Genomic DNA, 16,017 nt, shown 5'->3' with positions numbered 1-16,017 from the left:
GACACATTGCTCAGGCTGCGCCCACGCCGACACATAGCTCAGGCTGCGCCCACGCCGAGATAAGGCATCCACGCCGGATGCAATTCCTTGGTCGCCGCGAGCAGACGCCAGTGAGGTCCGGACGGCGGGACCAATTCCGCACGGAGGGTCCATCCGAGTTCGCTGAGCATCTTGTCTGCCTTGCGGTGATTGCAGGGGGCACAGCACGCGACGCAGTTCTCCCACGAATGCCCGCCACCTCTGCTGCGAGGAACGACGTGGTCGATGGTTTCGGCTTTGGCTCCGCAGTACGCACATCGGAAGTGGTCACGATGCATCAGCGCGGCACGAGTCATGGGGATGCGGGCGCGATATGGAACGCGCACGTAGGTGCGCAATCGAATGACCGAGGGAACCTGCACCGACCAGTCCGCGGAATGGACTACCGGGCCCTGTTCGTCCTCGTGGACGGTATCGGCCTTGCCGCAGGCCATCAGTACGACCGCGCGCCTGGCAGGAAGGGCGGTCAGCGGTTCGTACGTGACGTTGAGCAGTAGCACCCGACGTTTCACCCACTCGGGGACGACGCGATCGGGAGGGAACATCTCGAGGTGAGAATGCTCGTCGGAAAAGAGTGGGTCGGTAGTGTGCGCGAACCCGTCAGGAACAACTTCCAGAACAGCCCCTAACGCGTGGTCGTTCCGCGCGCTAGTGGGCTGGAGTTGTCGGTGATTGCGTGCAGCATGTCGGTTCTTCATACGACCTCCGGGAGACTGCCCCCAAGTTGACCACGGATGATCGCGTTACGCACTCTCATTTCGAACAAAATTGCCAGGACGGCCGGTGAATTTCCGGTGAATGGGTACGCACTCCGACTCGATACAACCGTCGTCGACCCGGAAACCGACCACTACGGCCGTCAGGCACAATGGAACTTGCCATGAATGACGTACAGCACGACGTGCAGCAGACCTTCTACGACGCCGTCGGCGGAGCCGAGACGTTTCACAAGCTCACCGCGCGATTTTACGAAGAAGTCGCGAAGGACGAGGTTGTGCGCCCGCTCTACCCCGAGGCCGATCTCGGCCCGGCCGAGCGGCGGATGCGGATGTTCCTCGAGCAGTACTGGGGCGGACCGCACACGTACTCGGAGGAGCGTGGACACCCGCGTCTGCGGATGCGCCACAATCCATTCGTGATCGGCCCGATCGAGCGTGATGCGTGGCTGCGGTGCATGCACGTCGCCATCGCGTCCATCGACGAGAAGACTCTGAGCCCGGTGCACCGCAAGCAGTTGATCGACTACATGGAGATGGCTGCCGCGTCCATGGTGAACTCCGCTATCTGACCGTCTACTTAGCCTTCGGCCTGAACACGCGCGCGACCCGGCGGACTGCTCGTACCCCGAACGACACCGTGGGATGCAGGGGCGAACTCAAGATTGCATGCTTGCGCACGTACTCTTCGACCTCCCACTCCGACCAACTGCCCGCACGGAAGAGTGCGGCATCGCCGACACTCAGGGTTCGCTCGGCGATTCCGTCGGCCTGAACGGTGACCGACCCTTCGATGATGTGCACGATTTCGTCCGCGTGGAAGTACCAGCGGAAGCGCCCCTTCGTGCAATCCCAGACGTGTGTAGTCGTGGTCCCGTCTTTACTCGCCGACCATTGCGCCGACCGTGCAACCGGTGTGCCGAAGATTATCCAGTCGCGGTTGATCGGATCATCTTCGAGCAGTACATGATCCAAACTGACCGCTTCGATTGCCGACAAAGTCAAGGCCAAGCCCCCTTGGTTGAATTCCCGAATACTTCTCCCCCGGCAGTAACACCAAAGTTGCCACATGGTGTCACCGCGTGAATGCAAAGTACACCAAGGCTAGGTAAAGAGTCACGCTTTTGCCGTGTCCAAGTCGTGAGAGTGCCAGACGTTTGGCACTATGAACTGCTGTGAGCACCCCCGCGGATTCGTCCTCTGTAAGCCGGCCCGAAGCCCCGTGGTGGAACGAGGCGGTCTTCTATCAGATCTATCCGCGTTCTTTTGCCGATTCGGGCAGCGACGGTATCGGCGACCTCGGCGGAGTCGAGGAGAAACTCGGCTACCTCGAACTGCTCGGCATCGATGCAATCTGGTTGAGCCCGGTGATGAAGTCACCGATGGCAGACCACGGCTACGACGTCTCGGATCCTCGCGACATCGATCCCCTCTTCGGCGATCTGGCGACGATGGATTCACTGATCACGTCAGCCCACGAACGCGGAATCAAGGTCACGATGGACCTGGTCCCGAACCACACGAGTGATCAGCACGAGTGGTTCAAGGCAGCCCTGGCGTCGGCGCCAGGTTCTGCGGAGCGATCCCGCTACATCTTCCGAGACGGCAAAGGTGAAAACGGCAACGAACCGCCGAACAACTGGCCGAGCATCTTCGGCGGCCCGGCATGGACCCGCGTCAGCGAAGCCGACGGAACACCCGGCCAGTGGTACCTGCACATCTTCGCCAAGGAACAGCCCGACCTGAACTGGGACAACCCCGAGGTCTTCGACGACCTCGCCAAGACTCTGCGCTTCTGGCTCGAGCGCGGAATCGACGGATTCCGCATCGACGTGGCCCACGGAATGGCTAAGCCCGACGGTTTGCCGGACCACGACTGGGAGCTCAACGAGCTCATGCGCAATTCCGACGACGACCCGCGGTTCAACAACCCGGCAGTTCACGAAATCCACCGCGGCATCCGCAAGGTCATGGACGAGTTCCCGGAGGCGATGACCGTCGGCGAGATCTGGGTGAAGGACAACCAGAAGTTCGGCGAATACATCCGGCCAGACGAACTGCATCTCGGATTCAACTTCCGACTTGCAGAAACCGAATTCTCCGCCGAGTCCGTCCGGGAGGCCGTGGAGAACTCTCTTGCGGCCGTCGCCGAGGTCGGGGGTGTGCCCACGTGGACGCTGTCGAATCACGACGTCGAACGTGAAGTCACGCGCTACGGCGGGGGTGAGATCGGAACCCAACGCGCACGGGCGATGATCCTCGTCGAACTGGCGCTTCCGGGCGCGAGCTTCATCTACAACGGAGCCGAACTCGGCCTGCCGAACGTCGACCTGCCCGACGAGGCACTACAGGACCCGGTCTGGGAACGATCCGGACATGCCGAGCGAGGACGCGACGGCTGCCGAGTGCCCCTTCCGTGGGAAGGAAGCGAACCCCCGTTCGGATTCACCACCGGCGCGAGCACCTGGTTGCCGATGCCACGCGAGTGGTCGACGCTCACGGTGGAGGCGCAGATCGAGGACGTCGACTCGATGCTCTCGCTTTATCGCGCCGCCCTCGAACTTCGTAGCGCCAGGCCGGAGTTCTCCGGCGCCGACATCGATTGGTACGGCAGTCCCCCCGGCTGCCTCGCTTTCCGTCGACGCGGTGGTCTGATCTGTGCTCTCAACACCACGGAGGTGCCGATCGCACTGCCGAGCGGGCAGCTACTGTTGAGCAGCGCACCACTCCTCGACGGTCAACTACCCGTCAACGCTGCGGCGTGGCTGATCTGAGAGAACACCGCACCCGCCACCTGAACTCCTATCGTGCGACCATCAGCGGTATCGAACCACCGCGGTGACGGTAGATCGAACCGAACCGTGCATCGAGCCGCACCCAGGATTTGCTCGCCCGCACCCGAACCAGTTCCGAGGCGTCGATCTGCTCGAGGTCGATGTCGGCGGTCATCGCCTCGGACCCGGCGTGCGGAACGAATCCCATTGCGGTCAAGGCAAAAACAACCCGCATCGAGATCCCGACCGTGCCGGACGGACCACTGACCTCGAGCACGTCCTGATCGAGCAACGACGCCGGCGGACCGTGACTACTTCCATGCTCCAGTGCCAAGGCGTTGCCCCGCTGCGCCAGTTCGATCAGCACCCGGGCGGGTACGTCGTCCAGGTGCTCGAAGCCGTCCATCGGCGGCAACGCCCCACGCCACGCCGAATCCATGGCGAACCCCGGATCGATCAGCTCACTTGTCGCCTGCTCCACCGCCGAGAGCAACTGATCGCCGGCAGCCGAGGTGTCGTCAGGGTTGATGGTGCCCGCCACGGTTCGCGTAGCGAGAGCGTCGAAACCCGTTGACGCCCAAACGCTCAGGTGAGCATCTCCGCGTCGACGCATCCGGATGACCGTGGACTCGTCCAAACGCAAGGCATGACCGATGAAGCCGGCCAGGTTCTTTCGCTCGGCCTCCTCGGGCACGGTCAGTACACGTTCATGCACGTTGCCAGCTCTCCAAGTACTCGCGCTCGGGCCCGCTGAGGCGACGCAAACGTTGAGTGTCGATATCGAAGGCCGCGATCTGAGTCGACGCCACGATGGACGGCGGGACACTGAGATCCGCACCGCGGGGGCGAACCTCGTACGCGATGGTGAAGTCCACCGCGCGCACCTTTTCCACCCACATGAAGACGTCGAGCGGCGAATCGTCGTGCCGCAGTTGGCCGCGGTACCGCACATGGAGATCGGCAATCACGGCCCCGTCACGCAGGGTGACCGTCGGGCGCGAGTCTTCGAACAACCAAGGAATCCGCGCCTCTTCGAGCAACGTCACCATCCGTGCGTGGTTGATGTGCTGGAAGGCATCCATGTCGGACCACCGAACCACAACTTCGGCGTGGAATCCTTCGCTCAACGTCCTACCTCCGATCGGGTGCCCATGCTGCGCACCATGCTACGAACCTGACGCGCCGCCACCGAGAGCGTCGCGAGGTCAAGCGTCCCAGACTCGAAGATCTCGACGAGAGCTGCCCTCGCCCGGCTCAGACGCGAGGCATTGGTCGACTCCCATTCGTCGATCTTCTCCTGCGGCGACTCCCCCGGTTCGCCGCCGGCCAGAACCTCCATCGTCAGCTGCCGAAGCGAACTGTAGAGGTCGTCTCGCAACGCGAGCCTCGCGAGCGAGTGCCATCGATCGCCGCGCTCGAGTCCCGAGACCGCGCTCAGCAACCAGTCGATTCCCAGATGCGCGTCCAAGGCGTAGTACAGCTCCGCAACTTCGGCGATGTCGTGATCTGCGATGTCGGCGATATCCGCGATGTCGAGCAGGCAGTAGACATCCAGCAGCCGGAACACGTCCAGCGCCAACGCTTCCGGAGCCCCACGGTCGATCACCGACTGCGCGCGCACCAGCAGATCGTCGAGCTGATGACCGGCGAGCAGTCCGGGAACCAGCGGGGCCGTCGCCCGATACGCCGCCGAGTAACGCGCAACCTCGGCACCGACGGCGATCGGCTGGGGCCGATTGGCCAGGAACCACCGCGACGCGCGGTCGAGCAAGCGGCACGACTCAACGATCAACTCGTTTTCGATCTCTGCACTGACGCCCGCCGAGCGGATTCGCGACCACACCTCGTCGAGCGCAAACACCTCTCGCACAGCGGCGTAGGCACGGATCGAGTCCGTACTGCTCGCTCCGGTCTCCTCGGCCAAGCGGTAGGCGTACGTGATTCCGCCGTTGTCGATCACTTCGTTCACGAGCATCGTCGCGACGATCTGCCGCCGCAACGGGTGTGCCTTGATCTCCGTTTCGAACCGATCGCGAACAGCGGTCGGGAAGTACTGCGGGATCTGCTGGGCGAAGAAATCGTTGTCCGGCAACTCGGTTGCGAGCAGATCGTCCTTGAGTGAAAGCTTCACGTGCGCCGTCAGCGTCGCCAATTCCGGCGACGTCAGACCCACACCGGCCTCGAGTCGACGCTCGATCTCCTTGTCGGTCGGCAACGCCTCGAGCTTGCGGTCAAGGCCACGTGCCTTGGTCAGATCCGTCAACTGACGGCGGTGAACACCGAGCATCTGAGAAGCGGTCACGCGGGAGATTCCGAGCAGCGCGTTCTGAGCAATGTTGTCCGCCAACACCAGCGCCGCCACGTCGTCGGTCATCGACGCCAGCAACGGATTCCGTTCCTGCGTGGGCAGTAACTGCGAACGCACGAGCGAATCGAGAAGAATCTTGATGTTCACTTCGTGATCGGAGCAGTCGACGCCGGCCGAGTTGTCGATGGCGTCGGTGTTGATGTGACCGCCGCTGGCGCTGAACTCGATTCTTCCCAGAGCAGTGACGCCGAGGTTGCCGCCCTCCCCGATCACCTTGACCCGCAGATCTTGACCGTCGACACGCACGGCGTCGTTGCTCTTGTCGCCAACCTGCGCATTGGTCTCGGTCGACGCTTTGACGTATGTACCGATTCCGCCGTTCCACAGCAGATCCACCGGTGCCGACAGAATCGCCTGCATCAATTCCGGCGGCGAGAGCTTCGTGACCCCCTCGGCCAGACCCAGTGCGATCCGGACGCTTTCGGCGATCGGAACCGACTTGACCGTGCGGTCCCATACGCCGCCACCTTCACTGATCAGGCTCTTGTCGTAGTCGGCCCATGACGACCGTGGCAACTCGAAAAGTCGTTGACGTTCGACGAACGAGCTCGCTGCATCCGGGTTCGGATCGAGGAAGATGTGTCGATGATCGAACGCGCCCACCAGACGGATGTGCCGACTGAGGAGCATTCCGTTGCCGAACACGTCTCCGCTCATGTCGCCGACGCCTACCGTCGTGAAATCCTGCGTCTGCGTGTCGACCCCGAGTTCGCGGAAGTGCCGCTTGACGCTTTCCCAGGCGCCGCGAGCGGTGATACCCATGCCCTTGTGGTCGTATCCCACGGAGCCACCCGAGGCAAACGCGTCGCCGAGCCAGAAGTCGTACTTGGCGGCAACCGAATTGGCGAGATCCGAGAACGTCGCCGTGCCCTTGTCCGCGGCGACCACCAGGTAGCGATCCTGATCGTCCTTGCACACCACTCGATCCGGCGTCACAACTTCGCCGGTAGCCGCGTGCACGTTGTCGGTGATGTCGAGCAATCCGGAGATTAACGTGGTGTAGCAGGCCTTGCCGGTTTCCAGCGTCGCCATTCGATCAACGGCCGGATCGCCCGTCGGCAGAGGCGGATTCTTCACGACGAAGCCGCCCTTGGCGCCGACCGGCACGATCACCGCGTTCTTGACGGCCTGAGCCTTCACCAAGCCGAGCACCTCGGTGCGGAAATCCTCGCGCCGGTCGGACCAGCGGAGCCCGCCGCGCGCGACTGCGCCGAATCGCAGGTGGACGCCTTCGACCTCGGGTGAGTACACGTAGATCTCGAAAGCCGGCCGCGGCTTGGGCAACTCGCTGATCCGTGAGGGATCGAGCTTGACCGACAGGTAGTCGCGAGAGCGGCCATCGGCGTCGACGACGTAGAAATTGGTACGCAAGGTCGCCTTCACCAAGGAGAACATTCCACGCAGAATGCGATCGGCATCCAAGCTGAGTACCTCGTCGATGGACGCACGCAACTGCTCGTCCAATTCGGCGACGCGAATGTCGTCCTGCTTCTCGGGGTCGAACATCGCCTCGAACAACTGCACTAATGCAAACGCGGTCTGCGGGTGTGTAAGCGCGATTCCTTCGATGTGGAACTGACTGTATGGAAATGTGGCCTGGCGCAGATACTTTGTGTAAGCACGCAGCACCACGGCTTGCCGCCAGGACATTCCGGCCCGCAGCACCAACTCGTTGAATCGGTCAGCTTCGGCCCGGCCGAACCAGACTGCACCGAATGCAGCCGTGAATCGCTTCTGGACCTCGGTCAGCGGGGCGGTACTGGTCTCGAGCGGCACCTGCGCATCGAGGTCGATCTCGACCGACGCCCGAAGATCCGCCGGTACCGACAATCCGAAATCGTAGATCCAGCACTGAACGCCGTCGAGTCGCTGCACGACGTGCGGCCGCTCGTCGAGAACTTCGACGCCGAGTGACTGCAGCACCGGTAGCACCTGGCTCAACGAGATACCGTCGCCGCCGACGAAGAGCGTGAAGCGCCAGGCACCGGGCGCGGAGTCCACAGCACGATAGAGCAGTACGTCGATCGCGCCTGGCGCCAACGCCTCGAGTCTGGCGATGTCGGCCAACGCGCGTGACGGTTCGAAGTCCTCCTTGTATCCATCGGGAAGCACCCGCGAATACCGCTGCACCAGTTCCGGATCCACACCTGGACTTTCACGAACAAGGTCGTTGATGCGGTCGTCCCAGCTACGACTGACTTCGGTCAACAGAGCCTGAACTCGCTCGCGGTTGGCCTCGGAGACATCCAGATGAACCGGCTCACTGTCCGGATCGCGCCGGATCGTCACGTGCAACAGCGCAAGATCGTTCTCGGTAACCCGGGCGGTGTAATCGACTGTGCCTGGTCCGAATTCGCGCCACAACAGGTTTTGCATCGCCAGTCGCACCCGCGTCGTGTACCGGTCGCGGGGTAGATACACCAAGCAGGATACGAACCGTCCGAACGTGTCCTCGCGGACAAAGAGTCGCACCTGTCGACGCAGCCCGATGCTGTGCACGGCGTGGACGGTCTCGAACAAGGTCTCGGCGTCGCTCGAGAACAACTCGGTGCGTGGGAACGACTGGATGACCTCGAGCATCGCCTGACCGGAGTACGAATGCAGGTCGACACCGGCACGCGCGATGACTTCGCGAACGCGGCGCTCGATCAGAGGAATCGCGAGGACGTTCTCGTGGAGTGCGACCACGGTGAACACACCCAGGAATCTGTGCTCCCCCACGATGTTTCCCTCGTCGTCGAGGATCGAGACACCCACGAAGTACGGGTAGACGGCGCGGTGCACCGTGGCGGGGAACGATCCCTGCGTCAGGACCAGAAGCGGTCGATCCGGGAGATCTGCGACGGGAGGCAAACTCATCGGGCCTTCGGTGACCGCGTCGGAGCGCAGCACGCCGAGCCCGCTGCCGGCGACCGTGCGTGAACCGTCCTTCGTACCCTCGAATCGCCGGTATCCGAGCACGGCATAGTTTCCGTCCGCCATCCACCGCAGCAGCCGAGCGGTATCGGAGAACTCTTCGGGGGTGATCCTCCCGGAGGCAGTTTCTGCAGCACTCTCCAACTCGTCGGCAACGCGCAGTTGCAATGCCTTCATGTCCGGGGTGTCACCAACCACCTGGCGGACGTCTGCGAGCACCTTGCCGAGGTGTGCTTCGATCGCGTCGAGAGCGGAATCCTCGACTTTGGAGTCCAACTGGACGTGCATCCAGGATTCTTGGATACCGCTGTCGCCCAAGGACATCAGATTGCCCGAGTCATCGCGTTCAACCGTCAGGATCGGATGGGCGAATTGACTGATTCCCACACCTTGTCGGTTGAGCATCGCGGTAACGGACTCGACGAGCAACGACATGTCGTCGGTGACGATCTGGACGGCAGCGCCGAGACCCTCGGATCCTGACGGGCGGTACACACGCCATACGGCCGTGCCCGGGGTCCGCTGCCTCCCGAGCGCAAGATGCGCGAGCAGGACTCGATCCGATCGACCGTTGATGACGTCGTCGCTGTCACCCTCGTCGATATGCGTGAAAAAGGCCTCGCGAAGACGCGTCAACAACGTCGCTTCGTCGAGGCCTGTGCCCTGCTGCCGTACACGGTCTGTCATTCCTGGCTCACATCCTTGTGGGTTCTGATCGCCGCGACCAATCTCTGACTCGAGACTAGCCGCGGCAACCAGTACCTAGGGTGAACTGAGAAACGAAATCTACGATGTCGTCATCTGAACAAGCGATGCTTCGAGCACCGCGCGTTCGCTGTCCGCCAGCGGTCTGGACTTTTCGGACACCGTGTCGAATCCGACCATCAACGCGTCGCCGAAAGCGCATTCGACACCCGCGTTGTCACGGATGACGTGCCGAACCGTGAACGAGGAAGTCCCGACGTGAGTCGTGAAGATCTCCACATTCAAGGGACCGGACCGATCGGTGACCGGCTTGAGGAACTCGACGGTCATCTTTCGAACCACGAGGTATCCCGGCCGGCCGCCGAGCGGCGCCAGTTTCGCTTCCAGGAACTGGATGCGCGCTTCCTGCATGTACTCGACGTAACGCGTGTTGTTGACGTGACCCAACCGGTCGGAATCGCCCCACCGGACCTGGATCTGCGCCGTGTATACGTCGGACACCGGATCAGTCCCTGGTGAGCTTGCGGTGAGTCACGCGGTGCGGGCGTGCGGCGTCGGGGCCGAGTCGCTCGACCTTGTTCGCCTCGTAGCCCTCGAAGTTGCCCTCGTACCAGTACCAAGCTGCCTCGTTGTCGCCGAAGCCACCTTCCCACGCGAGGATGTGGGTACAGGTCCGGTCCAGGAACCAGCGATCGTGCGAGATCACGACGGCGCAGCCGGGGAACTCTTCGAGAGCGTTCTCCAGCGAGCCGAGGGTTTCGACGTCGAGGTCGTTGGTGGGCTCATCGAGCAGGATCAGGTTGCCGCCCTGTTTGAGCGTCATCGCCAGGTTCAGGCGGTTGCGCTCACCACCGGAGAGGACGCCGGCCGGCTTCTGCTGATCGTGGCCCTTGAAACCGAACGAGCTGATGTACGCGCGCGAGGGGAACTCGGTCTGGCCGACGACGATGAAATCGAGCCCGTCGGACACGGTCTCCCAGACCGTCTTCTTGGGGTCGATTCCGGAACGGTTCTGGTCGACGTAGCTCAGCTTGACCGTCTGACCGATCTTGACCTCACCGGCGTCAGGCTCCTCGAGACCGACGATGGTCTTGAACAGCGTCGTCTTACCGACGCCGTTGGGGCCGATGACGCCGACAATTCCGTTGCGCGGCAACGTGAACGAGAGATCCTTGATCAGAACGCGACCGTCGAAGCCCTTGTCGAGGTTCGAGACCTCCACGACCACGTCACCCAGGCGCGGCGGTGCCGGGATCTGGATCTCGTCGAAGTCGAGCTTGCGCGTCTTCTCGGCTTCGTTCGCCATTTCCTCGTAGCGGTCGAGACGAGCCTTGTTCTTGGCCTGGCGGGCCTTGGCGCCGGAACGAACCCATGCGAGCTCGTCCTTGAGGCGCTTCTGCAGCTTCTGATCCTTCTTGCCGGCAACTTCGAGGCGTGCAGCCTTCTGCTCCAGGTAGGTGGAGTAGTTGCCCTCGTACGGGTACAGGCGTCCGCGGTCTACTTCACAGATCCACTGCGCGACGTGATCGAGGAAGTAACGATCGTGAGTCACGGCGAGGATTGCGCCGGGGTAAGCAGCGAGGTGCTGCTCGAGCCACAGGACAGATTCGGCGTCGAGGTGGTTGGTGGGCTCATCGAGGAGCAGGAGGTCGGGCTTGCTCAGCAGCAGCTTGCAGAGCGCAACGCGTCGCTTCTCACCACCGGAGAGGTGGGTGACCATCTCTTCCGGCGGGGGGCAGCGCAGGGCGTCCATAGCCTGCTCGAGCTGCGAGTCGATCTCCCACGCATCTGCGTGATCGAGCTTCTCCTGCAGCTCGCCCATCTCTTCCATGAGCTCGTCGGAGTAATCCGTAGCCATCAGCTCGGCGATCTCGTTGTACCGCTTGAGCTGGACCATCGTCTCTCCGAGACCGTCCTCGACGTTCTCGCGAACAGTCTTGGTCTCGTCGAGCTCCGGCTCCTGCATGAGGATGCCGACGGTCGCGCCCGGAGCCAGGAATGCCTCGCCGTTGCCCGGCTGGTCCAGTCCGGCCATGATCTTGAGGATGCTGGATTTACCAGCGCCGTTCGGTCCGACGACACCGATCTTCGCGCCGGGGTAAAAGCTCATCGTGACGTCATCGAGGATGACCTTGTCACCGTGCGCCTTGCGCACCTTCTTCATCGTGTAAATGAACTCAGCCATGACCGCCAGCCTATCGGTGTTTGTCCTATAACCCACATTGCGCGTTGGCGCTCACACCGATGCGGGTTCTGCGGACAGTCCGAGGTCATCGACCAGATTCGTCGACATGCTCATCGACCCCCACGAAAACCGCGATGGGGACACCTCCGGGTGTCCCCAGGACGGCTCAGATCATTGCCCTGTGGATGCCCTTCGGCTCGCCACCGAGCTGCGAGAGCGTCGACGAATGGAAAATGGAACCGGGTACGTGGATCGCGTGCGCGAGACCGGCATGAGCGTCACGCCAGAACCGCTGCATCGGCGTGTTCAACTGCAAAGCCCCACCACCGGAACGAGCAAAGATCTCGTCCACCGCACGCACCGCACGCCACGCCGCAGCAGTCTGCGTACGGCGACCGATCGCACGAAGCTCGAACGAAACTTCCTGCCCCTTCTCCGTCATGTCCCAGAAACGATCCACCGTCTCCAAGATCGCAGCCCGAGAAGCAGCGATCTCGGCCGCCGCCTCACCGATCGCGAACAGCACGTACGGATCTTCCTTGATCGGAACACCACTGACCGTCACACGCTCACGCTGCGCCGCCATGTTGCACGCCAACGCGCCCTCAGCGATACCGATCAACGACGAAGTGATCCCCAACGGGAAAATGCACGAGAACGGGAACTTGTACAACGTCTCCGTACGGCCCGCTTCCTTCCACGCCGTCCCGTCGAAAACCTTTCCCGCATCAAGAGTCCGATACGTCGGCAAGAACGCATCCTTGACGATCAGATCCTTCGACCCCGTTCCGCGCAGACCCACGACATTCCAGCTGTCCTGGTCGATGTCGTAATCCGAACGCGGCAACAACACGTGCAGAATCTTCGGCGGCATCAACGGCTTACCGGACTCGTCACCGACCATCGCACCGATCATGATCCAGTCACAATGATCGGTACCCGAGGAGAACGACCAACGACCGTTGAGGATGTACCCACCCTCGACCGGCCTCGCCACACCCATCGGCGCATACGGCGACGCCATCCACGTATCGGGATCGGTTCCCCACACCTCTTCCTGAGCCTTGCGGTCGAAGAACGCAAGCTCCCACGGATGCACACCGACGATGCCGCTGACCCAGCCCGTGGCACCGTCCATCGCACCGATAGCCATTGCCGTCTCGGCGAATTCACGCGGATGCGCCTCGAGGCCACCGAACTCCTTCGGCTGCAACATCCGGATGACGCCGGAGTCGCGCAAACGCTTCGCGCTGCCGTCCGTCAAGCGCATCAGCTTGTCGCCCTCGACCCCGTCAGCGCGGATCTCGTCGGCGAACTGTGAGATGTTGTCCAGAACCTGACCCATGATCTTTCCGCCTCCACTGATAGTCGATCAACGACCATTAAAGTAGAACACGTTCTAGAAACTTGCGGAAGTGAAATGGCCGACATTTCTTACACTCACACGGTCTGCAGTTCCGCAGGCAGTTCGACCGCGTCGCTACCCGAAGCCGCAAGCAGCTGCGCGTACCGCCCGCCTTGCTTCACCAGTTCGTCGTGGGTGCCCTTTTCCACAACCACGCCCTGGTCGAGGACCGCGATGAGATCCGCATCTCGAACCGTGGAAAGCCTGTGCGCCACAACAAGAGTGGTGCGTCCGACCATCAGCTCGTCGAGCGCGTCCTGCAACGCACGTTCAGTGCGATTGTCCAAGGCGCTCGTCGCCTCGTCGAGGACGAGGATCGGCGGATTCCGCAGGACTGTGCGCGCGATCGCTATGCGCTGTTTCTCACCGCCGGAGAATCGGTAGCCGCGCTCGCCGACCATGGTGTCGTACCCGTCGTCGAGACCGGAAATGAACTCGTGGATCTGCGCGATGCGCGCTGCCTGCTCGATCTCGGCGTCCGTGGCGTCGGGTTTCGCGAACCGAAGATTCTCACGAATAGTCGTGTGGAAGAGATACGTCTCCTGCGACACCACACCTACCAGGTCGGAGACCGTCGCCAGATCGAGGTCCCGCAGGTCGACGTCGTCGATTCTCACCGATCCCGCAGTCGGGTCGTACAGACGTGCGGCCAAGTATCCGAGAGTGGTCTTGCCCGAACCCGTGGAGCCGACAAGCGCCAAGGTTCCGCCGGCCGGGACCGTGAGGTCGATGTTGTCGAGGGTCTTGCTGTCGGTTCCTGGATACGAGAAGTCGACGTGGTCGAACCGAAGTTCGCCGGACATCTTGGTGCGGTCGAAGCTCTTCGACTCTTCCGGATCCGCGATGTCGATCGGCAGATCCAGGTACTCGAACACGCGACTGAACAGTGCCATCGAGCTCTGCACCTCGACGCCCGTGTTGAGCAGCATCATGGTGGGGCGGAACAATTGTGTTTGCAGCGTGGTGAATGCGACGAGGGTGCCGACGGTGATGGTGTTGCCGTGATCGAGAGTGAATCCGGCAAACCAGTAGACCAGTGCAGGCATGGCTGCGAAGGTGATCGACATGGTCGCCATGCGCCACTTGCCGGCCATCATGGCCCGGAGTTCGACGTCTGCGACTTCCGCTGAACGCTCGGTGAATCGATCCGTCAGAGCCGACTTCGCGCCGGTCGTCTTGCCGAGGAGAATGCCACTGACGGAGAGAGATTCCTCCACCTGGACCGACAGATCACTGAGTAGCTTCTGCCGCTTACCCGAGATCTTGCGGCGCTCGTCACCGATCTTGCGTGCGATACGGATGAACACCGGCAAGATCGCCAGCGAGAAGATGGCAAGCCGCCAATCCAGAAGGAACAGAGCAACAATGGTGGCTGCCACGGTCGTTGCATTCTGCGCGATGGACGTTGCCGTGTTGGTGACCACCGACTGCATACCGCCGATGTCGTTGGCAATACGCGACTGAACTTCTCCGGTTCGGGTTCGAGCGAAGAATCCGAGCGACTGATTCTGCAGATGCGAGTAGACCCGCACGCGCAGTTGATGCATCAGTTTCTGGCCGATGCTGTTGGACATCCAGGTCTGCGCCACGCCGAGACAGCTCGTGATCACGGCAATAGCGATCATGCCGATGGCCAGAACGCTCACGAGTCCGAGGTTCTTGTCCGGGATCGCCTTGTCGAGCATTTCGCGTAGGAGCAGCGGGCTGCCCAGCGCCACGATCGCGCTGAGTGTGATGACCGCGGTGACGATGGCGATCTGAGTTCGATACGGCGCAAACAGTCCGAGTACGCGCTTTGCCGGTACGGATTCCGCCGGAGTGATCTCGACAGCGGATCGTTCGATGTTTCGCATGTGATCTGGTTTCACGTTCTACCTCCTGGAGGCTTTCTCACCCTAGTTTCATATTGATGAGGTTACCTCACTATGAGGCTGACACCAACAACGCTAGACTGACGCCATGCATTCCCGAGAGCGCGAACTCACCGACGTCGTGATGTCCGTGGCACGGCTCATCCGCCGACGTCAGGTGGCAGCGCTGGAACCATTCGGTCTCTCGCCGTCGCAAAGCCGAGCGCTGCGAGTACTGACCCGAGTGGGCGAGCCGGTTCGACTCGGGTTTCTTGCCGAGCGATTGCGCATCGTTCCGCGGTCGGCGACCGACGTCGTGGATTCCCTCGAAGAGGCCGGATGGGTGCGCCGCACTCCCGATCCGAACGATCGGCGAGCTGTATTACTCGAGCTCACCGACGCCGGCGCTACCCTCGCTGCCGACGTCGCGAAAGCTCAACGACGCGAATCCTCGGATGTGTTCGACGACCTCGACGAATCGGAGCGAGCAATTCTCACCGAACTTCTCGAGCGAGTGGACGCGGGGCACGACTCTCGGCCCCGCGACTGCCCGAAACCTTCGGTGTGAGTCCTCACGCAGCGACGGTGTCGACTGCGTCCTCGACATTCTCCGCCGACGTCGGCTTGCTCTGACGCTCGATCTTCGAGACGCAACGAGCAAGGTCCGCGCCTACCGCAGTCGCCCGTAGCTCGAGATCGGAACGAGGCACACCCTCTTTGGTCGTGTACTCGTTGGTGCGCAACTCCCCCGCCACCATGACCGGATCACCCTTCATGATGGATGCGCCGACGCCGGTGACCAACCGCCGCCAGCAACTCACCGTGAGATAGAGGGTCGCTCCGTCCGTCCACTCTCCGGTCACCGCGTCTTTGCGACGCGTGTTGCTCGCCATCCGAAAGCTCAGCACCTCTTCGCCATTGGTGGTCTGCCGCTTCACCGGATTGGTGATGACGGTTCCGACAACCGTTGCATGCGTTTCGTACATGTCCGATCCCCCTTCGAACTCCAGAACCCGCCAACTGCCGCGGGGCCGATCACTGCGTCGGCAATTTCGATTG

General features: G+C 62.2%; 13 protein-coding genes. 3 read left to right on the top strand and 10 right to left on the bottom strand.

Going from position 1 to position 16,017, the window contains the following annotated elements; genetic code table 11:
* Positions 1-38: 38 nt before the first annotated feature.
* Positions 39-737, bottom strand: a complete 699-nt coding sequence (locus GN300_RS26845; RefSeq protein ID WP_172403517.1) for an HNH endonuclease — start codon at positions 735-737, stop codon at positions 39-41.
* Between the two features lie 182 nt (positions 738-919).
* On the opposite strand from GN300_RS26845, the gene GN300_RS26840 reads away from it, so the two are divergent.
* Positions 920-1,327 (top strand): globin, encoded by a 408-nt coding sequence (locus tag GN300_RS26840; RefSeq protein WP_003944464.1) that lies wholly within the window; start codon positions 920-922, stop codon positions 1,325-1,327.
* A 4-nt stretch (positions 1,328-1,331) separates the two neighbouring features.
* Here GN300_RS26840 and GN300_RS26835 read toward each other — a convergent pair whose 3' ends face one another.
* Positions 1,332-1,760, bottom strand: coding sequence for a cupin domain-containing protein (locus tag GN300_RS26835; RefSeq protein WP_030536649.1), 429 nt, complete (start codon positions 1,758-1,760; stop codon positions 1,332-1,334).
* A gap of 170 nt (positions 1,761-1,930) precedes the next feature.
* On the opposite strand from GN300_RS26835, the gene GN300_RS26830 reads away from it, so the two are divergent.
* The gene (locus GN300_RS26830) at positions 1,931-3,529 is read left to right on the top strand and encodes a glycoside hydrolase family 13 protein (protein ID WP_063316242.1); all 1,599 of its coding nucleotides are present in this window, start codon (positions 1,931-1,933) and stop codon (positions 3,527-3,529) included.
* A 28-nt stretch (positions 3,530-3,557) separates the two neighbouring features.
* Here the strand turns inward: GN300_RS26830 and GN300_RS26825 are convergent, their stop codons facing one another.
* The 7 genes from GN300_RS26825 to GN300_RS26795 form a co-directional block, all read right to left on the bottom strand.
* Positions 3,558-4,244, bottom strand: a complete 687-nt coding sequence (locus GN300_RS26825; RefSeq protein WP_030536651.1) for a hypothetical protein — start codon at positions 4,242-4,244, stop codon at positions 3,558-3,560.
* The gene (locus tag GN300_RS26820) at positions 4,237-4,656 is read right to left on the bottom strand and encodes a thioesterase family protein (protein ID WP_003944573.1); all 420 of its coding nucleotides are present in this window, start codon (positions 4,654-4,656) and stop codon (positions 4,237-4,239) included. Before GN300_RS26820 ends, GN300_RS26825 begins: the two co-directional genes overlap by 8 nt.
* Positions 4,653-9,500: an NAD-glutamate dehydrogenase gene (locus GN300_RS26815; RefSeq protein WP_063316243.1), complete on the bottom strand. Its 4,848-nt coding sequence runs from the start codon at positions 9,498-9,500 to the stop codon at positions 4,653-4,655. Before GN300_RS26815 ends, GN300_RS26820 begins: the two co-directional genes overlap by 4 nt.
* Positions 9,501-9,599: 99 nt before the next feature.
* Positions 9,600-10,019 carry a thioesterase family protein gene (locus tag GN300_RS26810; RefSeq protein ID WP_003944475.1) on the bottom strand — a complete coding sequence of 140 codons (420 nt, stop codon included), beginning with the start codon at positions 10,017-10,019 and terminating at the stop codon, positions 9,600-9,602.
* Positions 10,020-10,023: 4 nt separating this feature from the next.
* Positions 10,024-11,703: an energy-dependent translational throttle protein EttA gene (gene ettA / locus GN300_RS26805; RefSeq protein ID WP_007730925.1), complete on the bottom strand. Its 1,680-nt coding sequence runs from the start codon at positions 11,701-11,703 to the stop codon at positions 10,024-10,026.
* 166 nt (positions 11,704-11,869) lie between these two features.
* A complete protein-coding gene (locus tag GN300_RS26800) occupies positions 11,870-13,048 on the bottom strand; it encodes an acyl-CoA dehydrogenase family protein (protein WP_060939153.1) in 1,179 nt (392 codons plus the stop codon).
* A 95-nt stretch (positions 13,049-13,143) separates the two neighbouring features.
* Positions 13,144-14,961 (bottom strand): ABC transporter ATP-binding protein, encoded by a 1,818-nt coding sequence (locus tag GN300_RS26795; protein WP_007733348.1) that lies wholly within the window; start codon positions 14,959-14,961, stop codon positions 13,144-13,146.
* A gap of 106 nt (positions 14,962-15,067) precedes the next feature.
* On the opposite strand from GN300_RS26795, the gene GN300_RS26790 reads away from it, so the two are divergent.
* The gene (locus tag GN300_RS26790) at positions 15,068-15,526 is read left to right on the top strand and encodes a MarR family winged helix-turn-helix transcriptional regulator (protein ID WP_030537583.1); all 459 of its coding nucleotides are present in this window, start codon (positions 15,068-15,070) and stop codon (positions 15,524-15,526) included.
* 4 nt (positions 15,527-15,530) lie between these two features.
* Here GN300_RS26790 and ssb read toward each other — a convergent pair whose 3' ends face one another.
* The gene (ssb, locus tag GN300_RS26785) at positions 15,531-15,944 is read right to left on the bottom strand and encodes a single-stranded DNA-binding protein (protein WP_063316244.1); all 414 of its coding nucleotides are present in this window, start codon (positions 15,942-15,944) and stop codon (positions 15,531-15,533) included.
* Positions 15,945-16,017: the final 73 nt, after the last annotated feature.

The organism is Rhodococcus sp. Ni2 (assembly GCF_021352185.1).
Taxonomy (GTDB): domain Bacteria; phylum Actinomycetota; class Actinomycetes; order Mycobacteriales; family Mycobacteriaceae; genus Rhodococcus_F; species Rhodococcus_F qingshengii.
This window is presented reverse-complemented; position numbering and strand designations above follow the sequence as displayed.

What these genes read in the sequence shown, in the direction of transcription:
- GN300_RS26790 (WP_030537583.1), top strand. Translation starts at nt 15,068, where the DNA reads ATGCATTCCCGAGAGCGCGAACTCACCGACGTCGTGATGTCCGTGGCA.
- GN300_RS26800 (WP_060939153.1), bottom strand. Translation starts at nt 13,048, where the DNA reads ATGGGTCAGGTTCTGGACAACATCTCACAGTTCGCCGACGAGATCCGC.
- GN300_RS26845 (WP_172403517.1), bottom strand. Translation starts at nt 737, where the DNA reads ATGAAGAACCGACATGCTGCACGCAATCACCGACAACTCCAGCCCACT.
- ettA (WP_007730925.1), bottom strand. Translation starts at nt 11,703, where the DNA reads ATGGCTGAGTTCATTTACACGATGAAGAAGGTGCGCAAGGCGCACGGT.
- GN300_RS26795 (WP_007733348.1), bottom strand. Translation starts at nt 14,961, where the DNA reads ATGCGAAACATCGAACGATCCGCTGTCGAGATCACTCCGGCGGAATCC.
- ssb (WP_063316244.1), bottom strand. Translation starts at nt 15,944, where the DNA reads ATGTACGAAACGCATGCAACGGTTGTCGGAACCGTCATCACCAATCCG.
- GN300_RS26815 (WP_063316243.1), bottom strand. Translation starts at nt 9,500, where the DNA reads ATGACAGACCGTGTACGGCAGCAGGGCACAGGCCTCGACGAAGCGACG.
- GN300_RS26840 (WP_003944464.1), top strand. Translation starts at nt 920, where the DNA reads ATGAATGACGTACAGCACGACGTGCAGCAGACCTTCTACGACGCCGTC.